The organism is Janthinobacterium sp. SUN118 (assembly GCF_030397695.1).
In the GTDB taxonomy this organism is placed as follows: domain Bacteria; phylum Pseudomonadota; class Gammaproteobacteria; order Burkholderiales; family Burkholderiaceae_D; genus Janthinobacterium.
Genome location: NZ_JAPUBV010000003.1, coordinates 366,926 through 386,650 on the forward strand (window position 1 = coordinate 366,926; position 19,725 = coordinate 386,650).

Here is a 19,725-nt window from a genome sequence, read left to right on the forward strand (position 1 = left end):
ATCCCTGAGTAGGCTTGTCCAGGCGCACGTTATGGCGCATGGGCAGCATCCTGACGCCGGCGGGGCAGGCGCGCCGGCGCGGTTGCCCGTATCATGCGAGATATCATCACGCCAGAGGACCGCCATGAAACGCCAGCTGCACCTGCTTGTCATTGACCCGCAAAACGATTTTTGCGACTTGCCCGCCGCCTGGCTGCCGCAGGACGCCGCACCGGCGCTGGCCGTGCCCGGCGCCCATGCGGACATGCTGCGCGTGGCACAGCTGATCCGCGAGGGCGGGGCGGGCTTGACGCAGATCAGCATCACCCTCGATGCCCACCACCGCTACGACATCGCCCACCCCGCGTTCTGGCGCACGGGCGATGGCGGCCCGGTCGCGCCATTTACGCAGATCAGCGCGCAGCAGGTGCGCGACCGCCTGTTCCTGCCGGCCGCCAGCGACGCCTTGCCGCGCGCGCTGGCCTACCTCGATGCGCTGGAGCAGGCGGGGCGCTATCAATTGATGGTGTGGCCCGTGCACTGCGAGATCGGCAGCTGGGGGCAGAATGTCCATGCGGCCGTGCGCGCCGCCTACAACGCGTGGGAAGTGGATCACCTGCAGGTGGTCGCCAAGTTGAGCAAGGGCTCGAATCCGTGGACCGAGCATTACTCGGCCGTCATGGCGGAGGTGCCCGACGCGCAGGATGCGGCCACCCAGCTCAACCGGGCCTTCCTCGACACCCTGCTGCCGGCGCAGCAACTTTATATAGTCGGCGAGGCGGGCAGCCATTGCGTGAAAGCCAGCACCGAGCACATCGCCGACTACCTGGAGGCACAGCAGGGCCGGCCGGCACTGGCGCGGCTGGCGCTGCTGACCGATTGCATGAGTCCCGTCACGGGCTTTGAAACGCAGCAGCGCGACTTCCTTGCCGCCATGCGCGAGCGCGGCGCGCGGCTGGCCACGGCGGCCGAGGTCTTGCCTGAACTGCTGGCCAATGCGGGCGCTTGAGCGCGGATTCGCATCCGTTTCCTCAGCGCACGCTGCCGAAATGCCGGCGGTGGCGTACTATTCTGGCTTCAGGAAGTTGGAGAAAACACACATGACCCCGATAGTGCGCAGTTTGCTGGAAACCGATCTGTATAAATTTACAATGTGGCAAGCCTTGCTGCACGGTCATCCGAATACCCATACCGAATACGAATTTGTCTGCCGCAATCACACGGCCTTCCCGCTGGCCGAGCTGAAGGGCGAACTGGAAGAGCAGCTAGACCACCTGTGCTCGATGTCGTTTGCCGATGACGAACTGGCCTATTTGCGCACCCTGCGCTTCATGAAGAGCGATTTCGTCGACTTTTTGACCGTGTTCCGCTTCCAGCGCAAGTTCATCGAGGTGAGCACCGATGGCGACACCCTGCTCGTGCATGCGGCCGGGCCGCAGGTGCATGTGATGGGCTTTGAGATTTTCGTGCTGTACATCGTCAACGAGTTGTATTTCCGCCGCTTCGACCTCGACGCCGCCATGCGCGAAGGGCGCCACCGCCTGGGCTTGAAAGTGGCGGCCGTGAAGGAATTCGGCAAGCTGCCACGGCGCAAGCATCCCTTCGAGTTTTCCGATTTCGGCGTGCGCCGGCGTTTTTCCGGCGCCTGGCACGACGAAGTGGTGCAGCGCCTGGCGCGCGAAGTGCCCGAGTATTTCAAGGGCACGTCGAATGTGTACCTGGCGAAAAAGCTCGGCATCGTGCCGATCGGCACCATGGCGCATGAATACATGCAGTCGTTCCAGTCGTTCGGCGTGCGCCTGCGCGACTTTCAAAAAGCGGCGCTCGAGGACTGGGTGCAGGAATACCGGGGCGACCTCGGCATCGCGCTGACCGACGTGGTCGGCATGGATGCGTTTTTGGCCGACTTCGACCTGTATTTCGCCAAGCTTTTCGACGGCTTGCGCCACGATTCGGGCGACCCCGTCGAGTGGGGCGAAAAGGCGCTGGCCCATTACGCGGCCCTGCGCATCGACGCCAATACCAAGCGCCTCGTGTTTTCCGACGGCCTGGACCTGGACAAGGCCTTCGCCCTGTACCAGCACTTCGCCGACCGCATCATGACGGGGTTTGGCATCGGCACCAATCTCACCAACGACGTCGGCTTGACGCCGCTCAACATCGTCATGAAACTGGTGCGTTGCAACGGCCAGTCCGTGGCGAAACTGTCGGATTCGCCGGGCAAGACCCTGTGCAAGGATGAAACCTTCCTCGCGTATCTGCGGCAAGTGTTTCACCATCCTGCCGTGTAAGCGCCTGGCATCAGCCAGCGCTGCTCGCACGGCCGTTTGCGATGTCCTTCCGTGCCCTGCCTTGGCGGCCCCGTGCGTGAGCCGGGGCCGTTTTTCGGCCGCCTGCCGTCCGCAACGCGGCTGTCAGGCGCCCGCCCGCCTTTTCAGGGGCTAGCGACTAGAATCCCGTGACCACCGTGCTCATGTGCTCGACCTGCGGCGGGGCGGCGAAGAATTCGCCGACGAGCGCGCGCCAGGCCTGGAAGTCGTCGCTGCCGCGGAAATGCACGGTATGGTCTTCCAGGGTCGTCCAGCCCACCACCAGGCGGTAGGCATCGCCGTTTTCAATCGAGCGTTCCAGGCGCATCGATTCGCAGCCGCGCGCGCGCTGGAACAGGGGCACGGCCTTGGCGACAGCCGCCTCGAAGCCGTCATGCGTGGCCGATTTGATCTGGATGTGGGCAATTTCAAAAATCATGGCAAGTTCCGCTGTAGTGATGAAGGAAGCCGATCTTGCCATATTTTGGCCGTGCCGGGGGCGGGCGGCGCGGCGCGCTGCCGTTTGCCCGCCGTCATCGCCGCTGTTCCCCGTCATCGCTGCTGTCGTCAGCCCCGCTGTGACCTCTGCTGTTACCTTTGCTGTTCCTCCGTCCTTTCGCTCTTGCCATCGCCGGCCCGCCGGCGTCCCGCATGGCTGGCCGTGCGCTGTTCGATGTCGCTGCCGCCCCACGGCTGCACGATGGCGTGCGCCCGCTGCCTTTCCTCCGCATGGCGCACGGTGACGACGAGGCGGAACATGCCGCTCCACGCGGCCTTGCCCTGGACGGTGCCCGCTTCGTCGCCGACCGTATCCAGCTGCACCGCGTGCGTGGGGAAGCCGTTTGCCAGCAGGGCACTGTAGGCTTGCTGCGCATCGGCGAAATGGTCGTAGATGCGGATCAGCGTGGTCGGGTGGATGGCGTTCATGCCGGGCTTTCAACGGGAGTCGTCTGATTTTGACACGCGAGCCTGTAAATAATTCTTGCTGAGCCTATAAAATCTTCGATCAAGGCGCAAAAGTTTGATAAATATCCAGTATGGCTGCCAAGTCGCGCTAAGATACGTGTTGCGGTGCAATGTATCCGGACGTATCGACACCCCGTGCGGCGCACCAGCGGGACGCGCGATCAATCTTTCATAGGAGAACTAAATGGCAGCGAAGAAAATTCTGTTTTTGACCGGCGATTTTGCAGAAGATTATGAAACGATGGTGCCGTTCCAGGCCCTGCTGATGCTGGGCCATACCGTGCATGCCGTCTGTCCCGGCAAGAAGAGCGGCGAGACCATCAAGACGGCCATCCACGATTTCGAGGGCGACCAGACCTACACGGAAAAGCCGGGCCACCTGTTCACCCTGAATGCCAGCTTCGACGAGATCGACCCGGCCCACTATGACGCCGTGATGATCGCCGGCGGCCGCGCGCCCGAATACCTGCGCCTGAACGAGAAAGTCATCGCCGCCGTGCGCCATTTCGCCGACGCTGGCAAGCCGGTCGCCGCCGTCTGCCACGGCGCGCAATTGCTGGCCGCCGCCGACGTCATCCGCGGCAAGCGCATCTCCGCCTATCCCGCCTGCGCGCCGGAAGTGAAGCTGGCGGGCGGCACGTACGCCGACATCGCCGTCACCGACGCCGTCACGGATGGCCAGTTCGTCACGGCCCCCGCCTGGCCCGCGCATCCGGCCTGGCTGGCGCAGTTCGTCAAGCTGCTGGGCACCGAGATCCATTTGTAACCTTTTGGCCCGGCGTGCCGCAGTCGCGCCTGCCGGGCGTTTCACTTTTCAGATTCGAGTTTTTCATGCAAGCGCCGCGCAGTCATTCTTCCCGTAAACAACTTCCCGCCTCACGCTGGCGCCAGCGCCGCCTGGCGCAAGCCGCATCGGGCCTGAGCGCCGCGCAGGAACGCCAGCTGGCCACCCTGCACGAAATTTCCACCCTGCTGGCGGGCCAGCATGCCATCGATGCGCTGTGCCGTGGCTTCCTGCGCCACGTGATGCAGTTCGCGCAGGCCGAAGGCGGCACCGTGCGCATCCTCGATCCGCAACAGGACACCGTGCACATCATCGTGCATGAGGGCATTTCCGAGGCCATGGTGGAAGAGGAGCACTGCATCCGCAACAACGATTGCCTGTGCGGCGCGGCCGTGGCGCAGGGCGTGATCCAGATCCGCGATTTCCGCCAGGTCGATGCCCTGCAGCGCTACCGTTGCCAGGAAGAAGGCTTCATCGCCATCGCCGTCTTCCCCATCCTCGCGCGCGAGCAGGTGGTGGGCAGTTTTTCGCTGCACTTTGCGCGGCCGCAAGCGGTCCATGCGCAGCAGCAGGGCTGGCTGGAGACCCTGGGCCAGAGCCTGGGCATCGCCATCGAAAACCAGCGCCTGATCGCGCGCGAAAAGGAATTCGCCGTGGCGCGCGAACGCAGCCTGCTGGCCGAAGGCTTGCACGACAGCATCGCGCAAAGCCTCAATTTCATCAGCCTGCAAGTGCAGATGCTCGACGATTCCGTGCGCCGCGGCCAGCTCGATGAGGCGGCAGAAGTGCTGCCGCTGATGCGCATGGGGGTCGAGCAAAGCTACCAGGATGTGCGCGAATTGCTCGTCAACTTCCGCACGCGCTGGCATGGCAGCGACCTCGAAGGCAAGCTCACGGAAGTGCTGGCCAAGTTCGAGCTGCAGACGGGTGTCGCCGGCACGCTGGACATGCGCGGCAATGGCGCGCCGCTGGCCCCCGAGCAGCAGCTGCAGATCCTGTTCATCGTGCAGGAAGCGCTGTCGAATATACGCAAGCATGCGCAAGCCCGCCACGTGACGCTGGGCGTCGACAACGGGCGCGATTTCACGCTGCAGGTGCGCGACGATGGCGAAGGCTTCGCGGCCCACCTGCGCGACAAGAAAACGGAATTGCAGATCGGCTTGCGTATCATGCAGGAAAGGGCGGAGCGGCTCGGGGCGCAATTTGCCATCGACAGCACGCCCGGCGGTGGCACGACGATCTCGCTGGCGCTGCCGGCAGCCCGGCGCCAGGCCGCGTAACAGATGAATCATCCCTCTCAGGCAAAAGAAACAAACACGTGAACGCTCCAATCAAAATCCTGCTGGTCGACGACCATACCTTGCTGCGCAGCGGCGTCAAGCTGCTGCTGCAGCGCAATCCTCAATTCCAGGTGGTGGGCGAGGCATCGAACGGGCTCGACGGCGTGCGCCTGACGGCCGAGCTGCGGCCTGACGTGGTGCTGATGGACTTGAACATGCCCGGCGTGTCCGGCGTGGAAGCGCTGCAGCTGATCTTGCAGGAATTGCCGCAGATGGTGGTGCTGATGCTGACCGTGTCGGAAAATGCGGCCGACCTGGGCGCGGCCCTGCGCGCGGGCGCGCGCGGCTACCTGCTGAAAAATATCGAAGCCGAGCAGCTGGGACTGGCCATCCTGCGCGCCGCGGCCGGCGAATCCGTGATCGCCGACGCCATGACGGCCAAGCTCGTGTCGCAGTTCCGCGCCGGGCAGAATGCGCCCGAAGCCGACTATGACAAATTGACGCCGCGCGAGCGCGAAGCCATGGCTTGCCTGGCGCGCGGCCAGAGCAACAAGGAAATCGCGCGCCAGCTGGACGTGGCGGAAAGCACGGTGAAAATCCACGTGCAAAACATCCTCAAGAAGCTTAAGCTCAGCAGCCGCGTGCAGATCGCCGTGTATGCGGTCGAGCGCGAACTGGGTAAATAAGAGTACCCGCATAAGCTGCCGCGCGTGGCGATTTGCGGCCTCCGATGCTCACTGTGCCCAAGCACCGTTCCGCGTCTCTGTCGCAACTCGCTGCCGCTCGCTACGGTTCTGCCAGGTACTCTAAAAATCAAAAAATGCGCAAATAGTGCACAAGGAATGCGCGATTGTTTGACCTGCATGGCGTTCCTGCCTAGACAACCCTAGTTCCTTTGACGTATGGCCTTGACCGTGCCAGCGCATTACACTCTTAGTCATTCGCTAATCTAATAAGAGAGTGTCATGCATAAGGTCAACGTCGATGGCTTGCTATCGAGCCAGGCTCTGTTCCGTCATATTTCCCCTTCACAGCTCGAGCAATTGCGCCAGGATGTGGTGCGCGTGGAAGTGGAAAAAGGCAAAGTTTTGTTCCGCAAGGGCGAAGTGGCCGAAGGCGCCTACGTGGTGGTCTTCGGGCTCGTCAAGCTGAGCGTGTTTTCGCTGGAAGGCACGGACAAGGTGCTGGAACTGATCCGTCCCGGCCAGAGCTTCGGCGAAGCCATGATCTTCCTCGACGAGCCGTATCCATTCTGCGCCGAGGCGCTCGAGCACTGCCTGCTGCTGCGCATCCCGCCGCACGCGCTGCTGCGCCTGCTGGACCAGTCGCCGCGCATCGCGCGCCAGATGATGAACAGCCTGTCGCATCACCTGATGGGCTTTATCCGCAACGTGGAGCGCTGCTCCGTGCAGAACGCCACCCAGCGCGTCGTCGAATACCTGTTGCAGGCGTCGGACCAGCAGCGTTCGAACGAGGTCAAGCTGGACTTGAAGAAGAGTTTATTGGCATCGTTCCTGAACCTGGCGCCGGCCACGCTGTCGCGCGTGCTGCACCAGTTGACGGACTTGCACCTGATTAAAGTCAGCGGTTCGCTGATCCAGATCCAGCCCGATGCGCTGAAGACGTATCGCCATGGCGCCGCCACGGCGCTGCTGAACTAAACTGCTTCACCAGGCAAGGTCAGCCGCCAGAACAGCAGGGCGAGCAGGCTGACCGCCGCGCCCAGCGCGGACACGCCATGCCAGCCCGCCAGCGCATACACGCTGGTGGCGGCAATCGCCCCCACCCCGCTTCCCACCGCATAGAACAGCATGTAGCACGCCACCAGGCGGCTGTGCGCGTCGCTGTCGTCCTTGAAGATCAGGCTCTGGTTCGTCACGTGGATGGCCTGGCCCGCCAGGTCCAGCGCGATGATGCCGACGACCAGGGGCCACAGGGCCGCGCCGGCAAAGCTCAGCGGCAGCCACGCCGCCAGCAGCAACAGCAGGGCCGCGCCCGTCGTCCACTGCGCGCGCCCGCGGTCGGCCAGCGCTCCCGCCCGCGCCGCGCCCAGCGCGCCGATCACGCCGACCAGGCCGAAGGCGCCGATGGCCGCATGCGTATAGCCCTGGGCCGTCAGGGGCAGCACCAGCGCGCTCCAGAAAATATTGAACACGGCAAACATCAGCATGGCCAGCATGCCGCGCACGCGCAATACCTTGTTGTGCATCAACATGCCCAGCATCGAGGCGAGCAGGGCGCCATACGCCAGCTTCCTGCCTTGCGGCGTGGGCGGCGGCAGCATGCGCCACAGCAGCAACAGCAGGGCGCACGCGATGCCTGCCGAGACGAGGTACACGGCGCGCCAGTCGGCGATATCGGCCACCACGCCGGACAGGGTGCGCGCCAGCAGCAAGCCGATCACCACGCCGCCCTGCGCCATGCCGACGACGCGGCCCCGCTCGTGGCTGGCCGCGGCGCTGGCCGCATAGGCGATCAAGCCCTGCGTCATGGCCGTGCCCAGCAAGCCGACCAGCAGCATGCCGCCCAGCAAGGCGGCCGTGGAGCGGGCGCAAGCCAGCGCCGCCAGGGTGAGGGCCAGCAAGCCCAGCTGGACCAGGGTCAGGCGGCGCCGGTTCAGCATGTCGCCCAGCGGCACGAGCAGCAGCAGGGCCAGCGCGCAGCCGGCCTGCGTGGCCGTGATGACCATGCCGCTGGCGGCATCCGTCATGCCGAACTCGCGCGCCAGGGTGGCCAGCAAGGGCTGGGCGTAATACACATTGGCCACGCTGAGGCCGGCCGCGCAGGCAAACAGCCAGACGAGGGAGGGGGCAAGGGTGGCGGTGGGGAGGGTGGTCGTGTCGCGCATGGTGTCTTTATTTAAAGTGGTTGCAAATTAAAACTAGTTGGAGTCTAGGCCAGGAAGTTTTAAAATGCAACCACTGATTACCGGAGACGATTGTGGCCAAGCGCAAAAGCCTGAAAACCGACCCCTGTCCCGTGGCGCGCGCGCTCGACGTGATCGGCGAGCGCTGGTCGCTGCTGATCGTGCGCGACGCCTTCGACGGCATGCGCAGGTTTGGCGAATTCCAGAAAAGCCTGGGGGTGGCGAAGAACATCCTGGCCGACCGCCTGCATACGCTGGTGGAAGAGGGCATCTTTACGGTCGCGCCCGCCTCGGACGGCACGGCGTACCAGGAATATGTGCTCACGCCCAAGGGACTGGCCCTGTTTCCCGTCGTGGTCGGTTTGCGCCAGTGGAGCGAGGCGCAACTGTTCGACGCGGGCGAAGCCCATTCCACCCTGCTGCTGCGCGACTCCGGTTTGCCCGTGCGCAAGCTGGAAGTGCTGGCGCCGGACGGCCGCGCGCTGCAGGCGGGCGACACCGTCGTGCACAAGGTGGCGCCTGCCATCGAGCCGCAGCCATGACGCGCGTGGCCGTCATCGGCGGGGGGATTACCGGCGTGACGACGGCCTATGCGCTGGCCAGGCGCGGCGTGGCCGTGACCCTGTTCGAGCGGCACCGTTACGCGGCCATGGAAACGTCGTTCGCGAATGGCGGGCAATTGTCCGCCTCGCATGCGGAAGTGTGGAACCACAAGGCGACCGTGCTGAACGCCCTGAAATGGATGGCGCGACGCGACGCTCCCCTGCTGCTCAGCCCGATGCCCGGCTGGCACAAGCTGAGCTGGTTTGCGGAGTTTCTTGCCGCCATGCCTTCCTATGAGCGCAACACCATCGCCACGGCGCGCATGGCGATTGCCGCGCGCGCCCACCTGTTTGCCTGGGCGGAAACAGAAAACATTGATTTCGATCATCGCCGCGCCGGCATCCTGCATGTCTACCGCGAGCGTGCCGGCTTCGAGCGGGCGGCCGGCGTGTCGCGCCTGCTGGCGCAGGGCGGCTTGCAGCGGCGCGCCGTCACCCCGCACGAGATGCGCGCCATCGAACCGGCCCTCGCCGGCGACTTTTACGGCGGCTACTACACGGACAGCGATTCCACGGGCGACATCCACAAATTCACCAGCGGCCTGGCCGACGCCTGCGCGCGCCTGGGCGTGGCTTGCCGCTACGGCGCCGATGTGACGGCAGTGGCGCGCGAGCACGGCAAGGTGCGCGTCACGGCCGGCGAGGACAGCACGCTGTTCGATGCCGTCGTCATCTGCGCGGGCGTGGCCAGCCGCGCCCTGGCGGCAATGCTGGGCGACCATGTGAATGTGTATCCCGTGAAAGGTTATTCCATCACCGTGCAGCTCGACGACGGCGCCAGCCGCGCGGCGGCGCCATGCGTCAGCCTGCTCGACGATGCGACCAAGCTGGTCAGCAGCCGCCTGGGCGAGGATCGGCTGAGAGTGGCGGGCACGGCCGAGTTCAACGGCGCCAATTACGACATCCGCGCTGACCGCATCCGCCCTTTGCTGCAATGGGTGGAGCAGTGCTTCCCTGGCGTCAATACCCGCAAGGTGGTGCCGTGGGCGGGCCTGCGCCCCATGCTGCCGGACATGCTGCCGAAAGTGGGGCCAGGCAAGGCGCCGGGCGTGTACTACAACACGGGCCACGGCCACCTGGGCTGGACCCTGGCGGCCGCCACGGCCGAGCTGGTGGCCGAAGCGGTGAACAGGGCGCGGGACTGAGCTATGCCCAGCATCGCCATCCTGATCTTTCCCGGCGTACAGGCGCTCGACGTCAGCGGCCCCATGGACGTGTTTGCCGAAGCGAACAGTTTCCTGCCGGCGCAGCGGCATTACGCGATCGACGTGCTGGGCACGCAGGACGGTGTGCTGCGCTGCTCGAACGGTTTATGTCTGGCCGCGCACCGCTATTACGCGCAGGCGCAGGACGCCTACGATTTGCTGCTGGTGGCGGGCGGCCCCGGCTTGCCCGCGCAGCCGCGCGACGCGGCCCTGAGCGCCTGGCTGGCGCAGGCGGCCGGCAGGGCGGGGCGCCATGGCTCCATCTGCAATGGCGCATTCCTGCTCGGCCACGCGGGCTTGCTGGACGGCAAAAAAGTCGCCACGCACTGGAACGATGCGGCAGCCCTGGCCGCCGCTTTCCCGCTGGCGCGCGTCGATGCGGACAGCATCTATTTACATGACGGCAATCTGGTCAGCTCGGCCGGCGTGACGGCCGGCATCGACCTGTCGCTGTCGCTGCTGGCCGGCGATGGCGGCGCGCAGCTGGCGCTGCAGGTGGCGCGGCGCCTGGTGGTTTACACGCAGCGCCAGGGCGGGCAGTCGCAGTTCAGTCCGTACCTGACGCCCGCCGTGGATGCGGCCTCGCCCGTGGCGCAGGCGCAGCAATACGTGCTCGCGCACCTGGCAGAGGAACTGGGCGTGGACACGCTGGCCCAGCTGGTGGCCATGAGCCCGCGCAACTTCGCCAGGGTCTTCGTGCGCGAGCTGGGCGTGACGCCGGCCCAGTTCGTTGAAAGCGCCCGGCTCGATGCGGCGCGGGCCTTGCTCGAAGCGGGCGATGCGCCGCTGAAAACCGTCGCCTGGCGCTGCGGTTTCGGCACGGCCGACCAGCTGCGCACGGTGTTCCTGCGGCGCCTCGGTGTCTCTGCCAAACAATACCGGCAAAACTTTTCCAGCCGCCCCCGGGGGTAAGACAGCAGGTGGCAGGAATGCCCGCCACCCTGTCCGAAAAGCGCGGCAGCCAACGCCCCTGCCGCCGGGCCCGCAACCCTATACTTTTCCTGCTGGTGCGCCATTCCGGCCGCACCCTTGAGGAAAGTCAAACATGCAAGCGATGCTACACACTAGGCTGGATGCAGAGCGGGTCGGTCCCGCCTACACGGAAGACGGCATGCTGCTGGCGCGGCGCAAGACGCGCGAGGCGATTGTCGCCATCGCCGCGCGCATCCGTCCCGGCATGCTGGAAGAAGACGCCGTGGCGATGGCGAAGCAAGTGCTGCTGGACATGGGCCTGGCGCTGAGCTGGCACCCCACGCGCGTGCGCTTCGGCCGCAACACGCTCAAACCGATGAAGCGCGCGTCCGAGCCGGGCGTGGTCTTGCAGGAGCACGATATCTTTTTCCTCGATATCGCGCCCCGTGTCGAGGCATGGGAAGGCGATGGCGGCGCCACGTTCACCGTGGGCGCCAGCGCGCAGCAGGCGGAGTATGCCCGCTGCGCGCGCGATGCCGAATGCCTGTTCCACCAGGTGCGCGCCGTGTGGCGGCGCGAAGGGCTGACGGGGCAGGCACTGTATGCGTATGCGGAAATCGAGGCGCGCAAGCTGGGCTGGGAACTCAACTTCGACCTGGGCGGCCATCGCGTGTCGGACTTCCCGCACGCCACGATACACGCGGGCGCGCTGGCCGATGCCGATTTTTCGCCGTCGCCCATGCGCTGGATCCTGGAAATCCATTTGCGCCATCCGACCCTGCCGTATGGCGCGTTCTTCGAGGACATGCTGCTCGATGACAGCTACTATGCTTAAAGCAGCGCCTAGTTCTTCGGTAATAAATCGCTGAGGGCGGCGCGGCCCTTGGCGGTGAGGAAGGGGCCGACCTTGCTGTAAGGCAGCAGGAAGTCGTTTTCGCAGCCGCTGCCGTTGGAGTCTTCCCAGAAGGACACGCCTTCGGGTTTCAATGACAGGTGGAAGCGGCCTCGGCCGTCGTAATCCGTGCCCTTGCATTCGGCGTCGATCTTGACGTCCTTGAACAGGGCCTGGCGCAAACGGTCCGGCAGTTCGGCCTTGTCGTCACCATCGCTGGCGCTGGCGCCAAACCAGTTCCATACGTCCGTTTCCTGGCCCGTTTTCACGTCCCACGTGCGGAACTTGATGGAAATGCCGCGGGCGCCATAGCCGGCGGGCCAGCGGTAGAATTTGATCGTCACCCAGCGCGGCGACCAGTAGGTCGGCTCCGCATACACTTCGTCTTCCGTCGTGAAACCGTTGCGGCCCAGGTATTCGCGGCGCGTGGCATAGAAGTCGGTCAGGTCCTGCTTGCTCTTCGCCAGCACGGCGCGCAGCTGCGCATTGATTTTCGCCACGCCATCGCCGGCGGCGATCAGTTCCACGGTGATGGTATCGCCGACTTGCAGGTTGCGGTATTGCTTGCCTTCGAAGGCGATGGGCTTGCTCACCTTGGTGGCGGGAAAGGTCTCCAGCGCCAGGTTGTAGGCATCGCTGGCGCACGAGGGATGTTCGCGGTCGCCCGCCGCTTCCAGCAGGGTCAAGTCCAGCGGCAGGGTCTTGCCGCTTTTCGGATCGGACCAGGTGCCGGTGACCCTGCCGCCCTGCGGCGCATTCAATGACCAGGTGCCCGTCGTGTCGCCCTTGGCGTCGAGTTCCTGCCACAGCACCTTGCCGTTGGGCTTGGCCAGCATGATCGGCGTCTTGTAGCGCGTGTAGTAATAATTGCCGCTGCGGTCAGCTCCTTGCGTGGGGCTGGGCTGGTTGAAGCAGGCCACGATCTTGGCCTTGCCCAGGGTGCCCTGCCACACCCCTTGCACGGGCGGCTCGGCCGCCATGGCGATATTCAGGGCGGGCAGGGACAGACATACAAACAAGAAGCGGCGCATCGGGTTTTCCTGTGATTGGCGATGGCCGATTCTACATGGCCCGGCCGAGGAAATACCGCACGCCAACTTTTACGCTGGCTTTTCCTGCGCCACCACGGCCATCGCCGCGCCCAGGTATTGCAGCATGGCCCCGTCGACGAAGCTGCCTTCCATCAGGCGCGGTTCCTGCTGGTGCGCCTGGCGGAATTTCAGCTGCGTGGCCGGATCCGTGCCCGCGTACGAGCGGAACAGGTCCAGCCACTGCCGCGCCAGCTGCAGCACGGCCGGGTCGGTGGGCGGCGTGCGCGCATCGATGGCGGCGCGCACGGCGGCGATCAGCGCCGGCCACTCGCCCGAGCGCTTGCCATAGTTGGCGGCCAGGTGCGCGTATTCCTGCTCGTCGAGGAAAGGGCGATACAGCGCAATGCGCGAGGCATTGAAGGCGGCGATGATGAACTGCATCAGGTCCGCATCGATGCTGGTCGTGTGCTGCATGGCCGGCTCCTGCGCATGCATGTCGTTCAGGCGCGCGAACAGTCCCGGATGGGCGCCCGTGTCGCGCACCAGCTTGACCATCCATTCCGTGGCCAGGGCCTGCGCCCGCGCATCTGCGGGGGCGGCGCCAGCGTTCCGGGCGGCGCGCACGCGCGTCACCAGTGCCTTCCATTCCTGTTCCACGGCCGCATCGGACAGCAGCGGCATCTGTTGCAATTCTTCGGGGCTAAAGTATTTGTCGTACATGGTCATCAACTCCATAGTGGTGAGCCACTCGGCCAGTTCCGGCGCCTGCCCCTGCGCCAGTTGCGCCTGCAGGTCGCGCAGGCGTTCGCGCAGGGTGGACGCCTGCGCGATCTGGCGTTCCAGCATGGCGATCTGCTGCGCCACAATGGCGCTCAAGGGCAGGTCCGGGCCGGCGAGTGCTGTTGCGATATCGGCCAGCGGCAGTCCGAACTTGCGCAGCGCCATGATCCGGTGCAAGCGGTCCATGTCGCCGTGCTGGTACAGACGGTAGCCAGCCTGCGTGCGCGCCGAAGGCGAGAGCAGGCCGATGCTGTCGTAATGGTGCAGGGTGCGCACGGTCAAGCCCGTCAGCCTGGCCAGTTCACCGATTTTCAACAGCATCTTTTCCTCCTTACTTGGTGCGTACACACAGGATCGGGCCTGACGTCGCGTCAGGGTCAAGCACTATTATCAGCTGATCGTCAGGCGCTGGCGCAGTTCCTGCAGCAGGGCCCCCGTCTTCGGCGTCAGCTGGCGCGCCAGCGGCCAGGCCAGGTACAGCGGCAAGCCTGGCGTGGCAAATGCCGGCAGCACTTCCACGATGGCGCCCGTGGCCAGGTGCTCTTCCACCAGCCAGGTGGCCAGCTGCGCCACGCCCAGGCCCGCCAGCACGGCGGCCGTGCGCGCCTCGGCGTCGCCCACCGTCATGCGCGGCGCCGCCACGCGGTATTCCAGCTGGCCGCCATGCTCGTCCGCATACAGCCACGGCATGGGCGAGCCGTCGCCGCGGCCATAGGCGATGCAGTCGTGCCGCTCGAGGTCCGCGATGGACATGGGCCTGCCGTGCCGCGCCAGGTAGGCGGGTGCCGCGCAAAAGATCAGGCGCTCGTCGCCTAGGTGCATCTGGCCCAGCGCGGCAGGCCAGTGCGATGGCGCGCCGATGCGCACGGCGATATCGATGCGCTCCTCGAACAGGTCGACGAAGCGGTCGCTGAAGGCGATCGACGGCTGCAGCCGCGGATACTGCGCGCACAGCTGCAGCAGGGCCGGCATCACGCGCAGGCGGCCGTACGAGGCGGGCACGCCGAGGCGCACCTTGCCGGCCAGTTCCGTCGCATGCTCGGCCAGCACGTCTTCCGCATCAGCCAGTTCCTGCAGCACGCGCTTGCAGGTGGCGTAGTAGGCGCGGCCCGCGTCGCTCAGTTTCAAGCGGCGCGTGCTGCGCTCGAACAGCATCACGCCCAGCCGCTCTTCCAGCCGCGCCACGCTCTTGCTGACGGCAGAGCTGCTCAGGTGCAGGCGTTCGGCCGCCTTGGTAAAGCTGCCCGCGTCGGCCGTGGCCAGGAAGGGCGTGATGCCTTTCAAGTGTTCCGATGAAAACATGATTCGGGAATTTTATTCATGAATAGGGTGAAATAGTATCGTAGATAAGAATTCATGTCGCGGATATGATGGTTTTTTTCTTTTGGAGGCTTATCCCATGCAAAAACATGCCCTCATCATCGGCGCCAGCGGCGTCATCGGCAGCAAGCTGGCCGCGCATCTGCTGGGCGCAGGCTGGCGCGTTACGGGCGTCTCGCGCGGCCGCACGCCCGTGCCGGCCGGCTGCGCCTCGCTGCAATTCGATGCGACGGATGGCGCGGCGGTCAGCGCCGCCCTGGCCGGCATGGATGCCAGCCACGTCTTTTTCACGGCCTGGGCGCGCCAGGCCAGCGAGCAGGAAAACATCCGCGTCAACGGCGCCATGGTGGCCAATGTGCTGGCCGCGCTGGGGCCAGGCGGCCAGCTGCGCCATGCGGCGCTGGTGACGGGCCTCAAGCATTACCTGGGACCGTTCGACGCGTATGGACAAGGCGCCGTGCCCGTCACGCCGTTTCGCGAAGAGCAGGGCCGCCAGAGCGTCGATAATTTCTACTATGAGCAGGAAGACCGCTTGTTCGCGGCGGCCGCGCAGTATGGCTTCACGTGGAGCGTGCACCGCCCGCACACCATCATCGGCTACGCGCTGGGCAATGCCATGAACATGGGCCTGACCCTGGCCGTGTATGCGCACCTGTGCAAGGCCAGCGGCCAGCCCTTCGTCTTTCCCGGTTCGCCCGCGCAGTGGCATGGCCTGTCCGACATGACGGACGCGGGCCAGATCGCGCGCCAGCTGGCGTGGGCGGCCGACAGCCCGGCCGCGCGCAACGAGGACTTCAATATCGTCAATGGCGACGTGTTCCGCTGGAAGTGGCTGTGGCCGCGCCTGGCCGCGTATTTCGGCGTCGCGGCGGCCGATCTGCCCGCGACGATGGCGCCGCTGGCCGGCCGCATGCAGGATGCGCCCGCGCAGTGGCGCGCCATCGCGCAGCAGCATGGCCTGGCGGAGCCCGATATCGGCCGCCTCGCCTCCTGGTGGCATACGGATGCGGACCTGGGACGGCCGATGGAAGTGATGACGGACATGGGCAAGAGCCGCAAGGCGGGCTTCCTCGACTACCAGGATACCCAGGATGCCTTTTTCAATCTGTTCGAGCGCCTGAAGGCGGAGCGCATCATTCCGCGCTGACGTTTTCCACGGCGGCCGGCGGCGGCGTTGCTGCCGCTGCCGCCGCATTGGCCTTGTGCTGCTGCGCGCGCTGCCATTCGAGTCCCGGGCGGTCGACGCGGAACTGCAGCAGGCGACCCTGCACCACTTCCGTCACGTAGGCCGTGCGTCCATCGGGCCCGCCAAAGGTGATGTTGCTGGGCTTGGCGCCAGGCACGCTGATCTCGCGCAGGATGCGTCCCTGCGGCGACAGTTTGACCACCGTGCCCTTGCCGTAGCGCGTCACGTACAGGTTGCCGTCGACGTCCACGCGCATGCCGTCCATGCCGAAATCGTCGAACTTGATCAGCAGGCGTTTACCCGTCAGGCCGCCGTCCGCAGCGATGTCATACCTCCAGATATTGCGCTGCACGCTTTCATTCACGTACAAAATCTTGCCGTCGGGGCTCACTTCGATGCCGTTGGCCGTGCCCATGGTGTCGAGCGCCAGCGTGACCGTGCCGTCCTGCGCGATGCACCACACGCGGCCCGTGTTTTCCTTCCAGTTCGGGTCGCTTGCATACAGCACGTCGTCCTGCGTGATGGCGATGTCGTTCGGCTGCGTCATGCGCGGCTCGCGCGCGTGGATGGACAGGGCGCGCGTGGCCGGGTCGACCAGGTAAATCGTGTGTTCCATGTAGTCGGCCAGGTACATCTGGCCGCGGCTGCCGAAGCGGATGCCGTTGGCGATGCTGGTGCCGGGCAGGGTCAGGTACACCTCGCCGCTGCCGTCCGGCCGCACCTTACCGATGGTTTGCTGCTTCGCAAAGTTGACGGCATAGATATTCCCATCCGCGTCCACGGCCGGCCCCTCGATACCCTTGGTGAACGAGTGCGCCGGGGTCAGCGTGGTGGCGAGGAACAGCGCTTCGTGCGCGGGCTGGCTGGCGCAGGCGGACAGGGTGGAGAGTGCTGTGGCCAACAGGGCGGCACGCAGCGACGGCAGGGCGTAGCGGGTAGGGGGCATCAAGTGTTCTCTGTAAATCAGCGGTGGCGTATGTTACCCGACGCGCGCAGGCCGGGGCGCCAGTCTATGTCTCATCCTAGGCCGCCACCACGACCAGGTCGGGAAAATCGTCCTGCCAGCCTGCCCATTGATCTTGCAGGTGGGCATGCATGCCGGCGCGCTCTTGCTCCTGGTCAAACTCGTCCGCGCTGGCCAGCAGAAAATGGGCGATGGCGCGCAGGGTGGCCGGGTCGGCGTGGATGGTCACGTCGGAGCAGGGCAGGGGCCGCTCGGCGGCCTCGTCCTGCAGATAGCAGTGCAGCGATAAATGGGTGGTCATGGGTGTCGGTGGTTGATATAGGCGCCCAGCATGGCGTGTGCGTTCAGCGCGGCGCGGGCCGCTTCCAGCTCCTCGGGTTGCAGGTACCAGATGGTGAGGCTGGCATGCTCTTCGCAGCGGCCATACGCCTGCATCGCGTCGCGCAGCGCTTGCCGGCGCTCGGGCGGCAGCGCATCGAGTCTGGCTTGCGTGAAACCGTTGATGGGATACACATCGCGCAGGTGCGAATCTTGCAGCCCGCGCCGCTGGATGGCGGACCAGTTATTTGCGGGACAAGGAACGCCAAAGGTCATCGGATGGGCCTCATCGAGCTGCCGGTAGCCGAGTGCGTAGCCGGTGCCATAGCCCTGCGTTTCAGCGTAGCAGTACACATATTCGCAATGCTCAAACAGGCCGGGTATGGCCCGTGCACCGTTGAACAATGGCGCCAGCGCAAGCTTGCTGGCGCGGATGGACAGAATCAGTGACGAGTCCGACGAATACATGGCATGCGCGTCGCAGTTGACGGCCTCGTAAGCTTCGTCGGGCGGCACGAGACGCGGCGAAAGCAGTCCGATGCTGTTGGTCTCTGGCGCGAACAGCATCTTTTCGTAATTTCGCTGTGAGTACTTGACGATCTTGCCGCGCTTGTTGCCGTAGCGCTCGACGGCTTCGCCGATGTGCGCGAACCAGGCGAACAGCTGGGCGCTGGCCGCGGCGGGATGAAAGGGGCTATTTTTCTTGAATTCGCCTACGAGGAAGTGATATTGGTCCATGTGTCGCAAGGGTGAATGGGCAACGCGCATGATGCCATGTAAGGGGCCACGCTGCCAGTTGCACGATTGGACGGCGCAATGGCCGGGTTGAGGCGTATGATGGACATGCAGATGTGCTTGGCATAAGGCGCTGCGCCCGGCACGGGCGTCTGGCAGGATTTTTTCGTGGTTTCGGCAGCACTTTGGCAGTACCAACGACGAGGAGATATTATGGACAAACCTGAATTTATCCTGGCCGCCAAGGCCATGGAAACCCTTGAGATGTATCAAACGTTTTACGGCAACTCCAGCGAATACCAGGCGCACCAGCAGGAAGTGCTGAAACTGCTGCGCCACAAGGGCGCGTCCTTGCTGGTCTCCGAACACGGACCGGCCAAGTTTCTATTGGCGTTTGCCGATGCGCTCGAGGTGGCGGGGCAGCCGGGCGAGTATGTGCCGTTGAGCAGGCGGTAAGGAGCGGGCTGCTGGTTTCGAGGACCTGGCGCCGTATAAAGGGCGCCAGGCAGCAGCTGCTGTCTGCTTTTCAGCGCCTATCTCCCCGTATTGAAAAACCACGGCGTTCGCGCAAGCTCGGGCAAGCGGCGGGTTTTTCAATTCCAGCGTGGGGCGATGCCGCCTTACGCTGAATTAACGCCATTGCTGCGGCAAGCTGCCGATCATGAACACGATCCGATCAGCGCACGGATCTTCGATTTTTCGCAATACCTTCGTGTATGCATAAGGGCAAAAATCATCGAATGCGCAGATCACTTGGCGACTTTGTCTGGAACAATGATCGAGGGTCAGTTTGCCCAATGGGCGAGCCAGCATGCAAGTCTGCTTATTACTGTACTGCTTGCGGCTGCCATGTGAGCAATATCGCTGCAATGATTCTTGCATGCGAAGGCTGTGTCTGAATGGCAGGCCTGCTACCGGCACCTTTGGAGACCGGCGTTCAAGGGGACTCCATCACCGATGCACGGCTTACTCTCCACCAAGCATGACTTCTGCCACCTTGCATGTGCTGTCACTGAAGTACAGTTTCACGGTGCCTCCGCTGAGATAAGCGGCCAGCAGACTGGCCTTGATGCGATTAATGCCAGGATGGTCGGGATAAATGGAGGCGAAACTGGCGCCATAGCCGCTATTCGAGACGCAGCCTGTCAGGGCAGGTGACAGTTCCACGTTGATGCCGCCATCCCTGGTCACTATGAGCTTTTTCACGACGGAGTTGCTGGACCAGCCTGGCCCCTCCGCCGCAACTGGCATTGAAAAGGCTAGTCCCGCAGCCAAAGCGAGCAGGTAGCCACGTACTGGCCGAAATTGTGAATGCATGTATTCCTTTTCTTGTTGATATATTTTTTGTCGCGGTCATGGACCATGGACAAGGCGTGTTAAAAGAGTTTTTTATTCAAGATGCAGCTTGCAAGTATGAGGGAGAAAAGAGCGCTTTTCCAAGCGCTTGTTCAAGCATGATATGGAACCGTCACTGCGGCAGGGGGCAGTTCCGCCATATGCTCGTGTCCTGAGCCGGTGATGTTGTAGTTAGAAAAACCGCTTGCGGCGCAAGAGTTCGCCAAAAGAAGCGGAGAGGGTTGCGCTTGCAGGCGCGGA

Annotated in this window: 23 protein-coding genes; 13 read left to right on the forward strand and 10 right to left on the reverse strand. The window is 64.5% G+C overall.

All coding sequences use genetic code 11. The features are described from left to right. Window positions 1-124 precede the first annotated feature (124 nt). Both O0880_RS20755 and pncB read left to right on the forward strand, forming a co-directional pair. Window positions 125-988 (forward strand): cysteine hydrolase, encoded by an 864-nt coding sequence (locus O0880_RS20755; RefSeq protein ID WP_289888514.1) that lies wholly within the window; start codon window positions 125-127, stop codon window positions 986-988. 91 nt (window positions 989-1,079) lie between these two features. Beyond that, complete coding sequence (pncB, locus tag O0880_RS20760) at window positions 1,080-2,270, forward strand: nicotinate phosphoribosyltransferase (protein WP_071324940.1); 1,191 nt, start codon at window positions 1,080-1,082, stop codon at window positions 2,268-2,270. Between the two features lie 157 nt (window positions 2,271-2,427). Here pncB and O0880_RS20765 read toward each other — a convergent pair whose 3' ends face one another. Further along, a complete protein-coding gene (locus tag O0880_RS20765; RefSeq protein ID WP_071324939.1) occupies window positions 2,428-2,727 on the reverse strand; it encodes an antibiotic biosynthesis monooxygenase family protein in 300 nt (99 codons plus the stop codon). A gap of 152 nt (window positions 2,728-2,879) precedes the next feature. Then, complete coding sequence (locus O0880_RS20770) at window positions 2,880-3,215, reverse strand: hypothetical protein (protein ID WP_071324938.1); 336 nt, start codon at window positions 3,213-3,215, stop codon at window positions 2,880-2,882. 223 nt (window positions 3,216-3,438) lie between these two features. Here O0880_RS20770 and O0880_RS20775 point away from each other — a divergent pair, with 223 nt between their 5' ends. The 4 genes from O0880_RS20775 to O0880_RS20790 all read left to right on the forward strand — a co-directional run bounded on the left by O0880_RS20775 (window position 3,439) and on the right by O0880_RS20790 (window position 6,979). Next, on the forward strand, window positions 3,439-4,020 hold the full coding sequence (locus tag O0880_RS20775; RefSeq protein ID WP_071324937.1) for a DJ-1/PfpI family protein: 582 nt from the start codon (window positions 3,439-3,441) through the stop codon (window positions 4,018-4,020). A 65-nt stretch (window positions 4,021-4,085) separates the two neighbouring features. Then, window positions 4,086-5,318, forward strand: a complete 1,233-nt coding sequence (locus O0880_RS20780) for a GAF domain-containing protein (RefSeq protein ID WP_071324936.1) — start codon at window positions 4,086-4,088, stop codon at window positions 5,316-5,318. A gap of 38 nt (window positions 5,319-5,356) precedes the next feature. Beyond that, the gene (locus O0880_RS20785; RefSeq protein ID WP_289888516.1) at window positions 5,357-6,004 is read left to right on the forward strand and encodes a response regulator; all 648 of its coding nucleotides are present in this window, start codon (window positions 5,357-5,359) and stop codon (window positions 6,002-6,004) included. A gap of 279 nt (window positions 6,005-6,283) precedes the next feature. Then, a complete protein-coding gene (locus O0880_RS20790) occupies window positions 6,284-6,979 on the forward strand; it encodes a Crp/Fnr family transcriptional regulator (protein ID WP_071324934.1) in 696 nt (231 codons plus the stop codon). On the opposite strand, the gene O0880_RS20795 is transcribed toward O0880_RS20790, so the two are convergent. Beyond that, window positions 6,976-8,166, reverse strand: coding sequence for an MFS transporter (locus O0880_RS20795; RefSeq protein ID WP_289888521.1), 1,191 nt, complete (start codon window positions 8,164-8,166; stop codon window positions 6,976-6,978). The two genes, O0880_RS20790 and O0880_RS20795, sit on opposite strands and share 4 nt — an antisense overlap. Before the next feature lie 92 nt (window positions 8,167-8,258). Between O0880_RS20795 and O0880_RS20800 the strand changes: the two genes are divergently transcribed. The 4 genes from O0880_RS20800 (at window position 8,259) to O0880_RS20815 (ending at window position 11,738) form a co-directional block, all read left to right on the forward strand. Next, the gene (locus tag O0880_RS20800; protein WP_289888522.1) at window positions 8,259-8,726 is read left to right on the forward strand and encodes a helix-turn-helix domain-containing protein; all 468 of its coding nucleotides are present in this window, start codon (window positions 8,259-8,261) and stop codon (window positions 8,724-8,726) included. Then, window positions 8,723-9,931 carry a D-amino acid dehydrogenase gene (locus O0880_RS20805; RefSeq protein WP_289888525.1) on the forward strand — a complete coding sequence of 403 codons (1,209 nt, stop codon included), beginning with the start codon at window positions 8,723-8,725 and terminating at the stop codon, window positions 9,929-9,931. The genes O0880_RS20800 and O0880_RS20805 overlap by 4 nt, the downstream gene beginning before the upstream one ends. Window positions 9,932-9,934: 3 nt before the next feature. Continuing rightward, window positions 9,935-10,903 (forward strand): DJ-1/PfpI family protein, encoded by a 969-nt coding sequence (locus tag O0880_RS20810; protein ID WP_289888527.1) that lies wholly within the window; start codon window positions 9,935-9,937, stop codon window positions 10,901-10,903. Between the two features lie 133 nt (window positions 10,904-11,036). Continuing rightward, entirely contained in the window at window positions 11,037-11,738 is a 702-nt protein-coding gene (locus O0880_RS20815; RefSeq protein ID WP_156894925.1) for a M24 family metallopeptidase, read from the forward strand. Between the two features lie 8 nt (window positions 11,739-11,746). Here O0880_RS20815 and O0880_RS20820 read toward each other — a convergent pair whose 3' ends face one another. From O0880_RS20820 to O0880_RS20830, 3 genes are all read right to left on the reverse strand, one after another. Next, window positions 11,747-12,826, reverse strand: a complete 1,080-nt coding sequence (locus tag O0880_RS20820; RefSeq protein WP_289888529.1) for a hypothetical protein — start codon at window positions 12,824-12,826, stop codon at window positions 11,747-11,749. Between the two features lie 69 nt (window positions 12,827-12,895). After that, complete coding sequence (locus O0880_RS20825) at window positions 12,896-13,927, reverse strand: MerR family transcriptional regulator (protein WP_289888530.1); 1,032 nt, start codon at window positions 13,925-13,927, stop codon at window positions 12,896-12,898. 69 nt (window positions 13,928-13,996) lie between these two features. Next, entirely contained in the window at window positions 13,997-14,908 is a 912-nt protein-coding gene (locus O0880_RS20830; RefSeq protein ID WP_289888531.1) for a LysR family transcriptional regulator, read from the reverse strand. A gap of 97 nt (window positions 14,909-15,005) precedes the next feature. Between O0880_RS20830 and O0880_RS20835 the strand changes: the two genes are divergently transcribed. Then, a complete protein-coding gene (locus O0880_RS20835; protein WP_289888532.1) occupies window positions 15,006-16,073 on the forward strand; it encodes an SDR family oxidoreductase in 1,068 nt (355 codons plus the stop codon). On the opposite strand, the gene O0880_RS20840 is transcribed toward O0880_RS20835, so the two are convergent. The 3 genes from O0880_RS20840 to O0880_RS20850 all read right to left on the reverse strand — a co-directional run bounded on the left by O0880_RS20840 (window position 16,060) and on the right by O0880_RS20850 (window position 18,162). Beyond that, window positions 16,060-17,058, reverse strand: a complete 999-nt coding sequence (locus O0880_RS20840; RefSeq protein ID WP_289888725.1) for an SMP-30/gluconolactonase/LRE family protein — start codon at window positions 17,056-17,058, stop codon at window positions 16,060-16,062. The two genes, O0880_RS20835 and O0880_RS20840, sit on opposite strands and share 14 nt — an antisense overlap. 76 nt (window positions 17,059-17,134) lie before the next feature. Further along, a complete protein-coding gene (locus O0880_RS20845) occupies window positions 17,135-17,377 on the reverse strand; it encodes a hypothetical protein (protein ID WP_289888533.1) in 243 nt (80 codons plus the stop codon). After that, window positions 17,374-18,162: a hypothetical protein gene (locus O0880_RS20850; protein ID WP_289888534.1), complete on the reverse strand. Its 789-nt coding sequence runs from the start codon at window positions 18,160-18,162 to the stop codon at window positions 17,374-17,376. The genes O0880_RS20845 and O0880_RS20850 overlap by 4 nt, the downstream gene beginning before the upstream one ends. Window positions 18,163-18,342: 180 nt before the next feature. Here O0880_RS20850 and O0880_RS20855 point away from each other — a divergent pair, with 180 nt between their 5' ends. Together O0880_RS20855 and O0880_RS20860 are read left to right on the forward strand one after the other, a co-directional pair. Next, entirely contained in the window at window positions 18,343-18,585 is a 243-nt protein-coding gene (locus O0880_RS20855; RefSeq protein ID WP_071324923.1) for a hypothetical protein, read from the forward strand. A 90-nt stretch (window positions 18,586-18,675) separates the two neighbouring features. Next, window positions 18,676-18,984, forward strand: coding sequence for a hypothetical protein (locus tag O0880_RS20860; protein WP_289888535.1), 309 nt, complete (start codon window positions 18,676-18,678; stop codon window positions 18,982-18,984). 111 nt (window positions 18,985-19,095) lie between these two features. On the opposite strand, the gene O0880_RS20865 is transcribed toward O0880_RS20860, so the two are convergent. Next, window positions 19,096-19,446: a hypothetical protein gene (locus O0880_RS20865; protein ID WP_289888536.1), complete on the reverse strand. Its 351-nt coding sequence runs from the start codon at window positions 19,444-19,446 to the stop codon at window positions 19,096-19,098. Between the last annotated feature and the right edge of the window lie 279 nt (window positions 19,447-19,725).

Coding starts and splice junctions, on each gene's coding strand:
- O0880_RS20755 (WP_289888514.1), top strand. CDS start 125: ATGAAACGCCAGCTGCACCTGCTTGTCATTGACCCGCAAAACGATTTT.
- pncB (WP_071324940.1), top strand. CDS start 1,080: ATGACCCCGATAGTGCGCAGTTTGCTGGAAACCGATCTGTATAAATTT.
- O0880_RS20765 (WP_071324939.1), bottom strand. CDS start 2,727: ATGATTTTTGAAATTGCCCACATCCAGATCAAATCGGCCACGCATGAC.
- O0880_RS20770 (WP_071324938.1), bottom strand. CDS start 3,215: ATGAACGCCATCCACCCGACCACGCTGATCCGCATCTACGACCATTTC.
- O0880_RS20775 (WP_071324937.1), top strand. CDS start 3,439: ATGGCAGCGAAGAAAATTCTGTTTTTGACCGGCGATTTTGCAGAAGAT.
- O0880_RS20780 (WP_071324936.1), top strand. CDS start 4,086: ATGCAAGCGCCGCGCAGTCATTCTTCCCGTAAACAACTTCCCGCCTCA.
- O0880_RS20790 (WP_071324934.1), top strand. CDS start 6,284: ATGCATAAGGTCAACGTCGATGGCTTGCTATCGAGCCAGGCTCTGTTC.
- O0880_RS20795 (WP_289888521.1), bottom strand. CDS start 8,166: ATGCGCGACACGACCACCCTCCCCACCGCCACCCTTGCCCCCTCCCTC.
- O0880_RS20805 (WP_289888525.1), top strand. CDS start 8,723: ATGACGCGCGTGGCCGTCATCGGCGGGGGGATTACCGGCGTGACGACG.
- O0880_RS20810 (WP_289888527.1), top strand. CDS start 9,935: ATGCCCAGCATCGCCATCCTGATCTTTCCCGGCGTACAGGCGCTCGAC.
- O0880_RS20815 (WP_156894925.1), top strand. CDS start 11,037: ATGCAAGCGATGCTACACACTAGGCTGGATGCAGAGCGGGTCGGTCCC.
- O0880_RS20820 (WP_289888529.1), bottom strand. CDS start 12,826: ATGCGCCGCTTCTTGTTTGTATGTCTGTCCCTGCCCGCCCTGAATATC.
- O0880_RS20825 (WP_289888530.1), bottom strand. CDS start 13,927: ATGCTGTTGAAAATCGGTGAACTGGCCAGGCTGACGGGCTTGACCGTG.
- O0880_RS20830 (WP_289888531.1), bottom strand. CDS start 14,908: ATGTTTTCATCGGAACACTTGAAAGGCATCACGCCCTTCCTGGCCACG.
- O0880_RS20835 (WP_289888532.1), top strand. CDS start 15,006: ATGCAAAAACATGCCCTCATCATCGGCGCCAGCGGCGTCATCGGCAGC.
- O0880_RS20840 (WP_289888725.1), bottom strand. CDS start 17,058: ATGCCCCCTACCCGCTACGCCCTGCCGTCGCTGCGTGCCGCCCTGTTG.
- O0880_RS20845 (WP_289888533.1), bottom strand. CDS start 17,377: ATGACCACCCATTTATCGCTGCACTGCTATCTGCAGGACGAGGCCGCC.
- O0880_RS20850 (WP_289888534.1), bottom strand. CDS start 18,162: ATGCGCGTTGCCCATTCACCCTTGCGACACATGGACCAATATCACTTC.
- O0880_RS20855 (WP_071324923.1), top strand. CDS start 18,343: ATGGACAAACCTGAATTTATCCTGGCCGCCAAGGCCATGGAAACCCTT.
- O0880_RS20865 (WP_289888536.1), bottom strand. CDS start 19,446: ATGCATTCACAATTTCGGCCAGTACGTGGCTACCTGCTCGCTTTGGCT.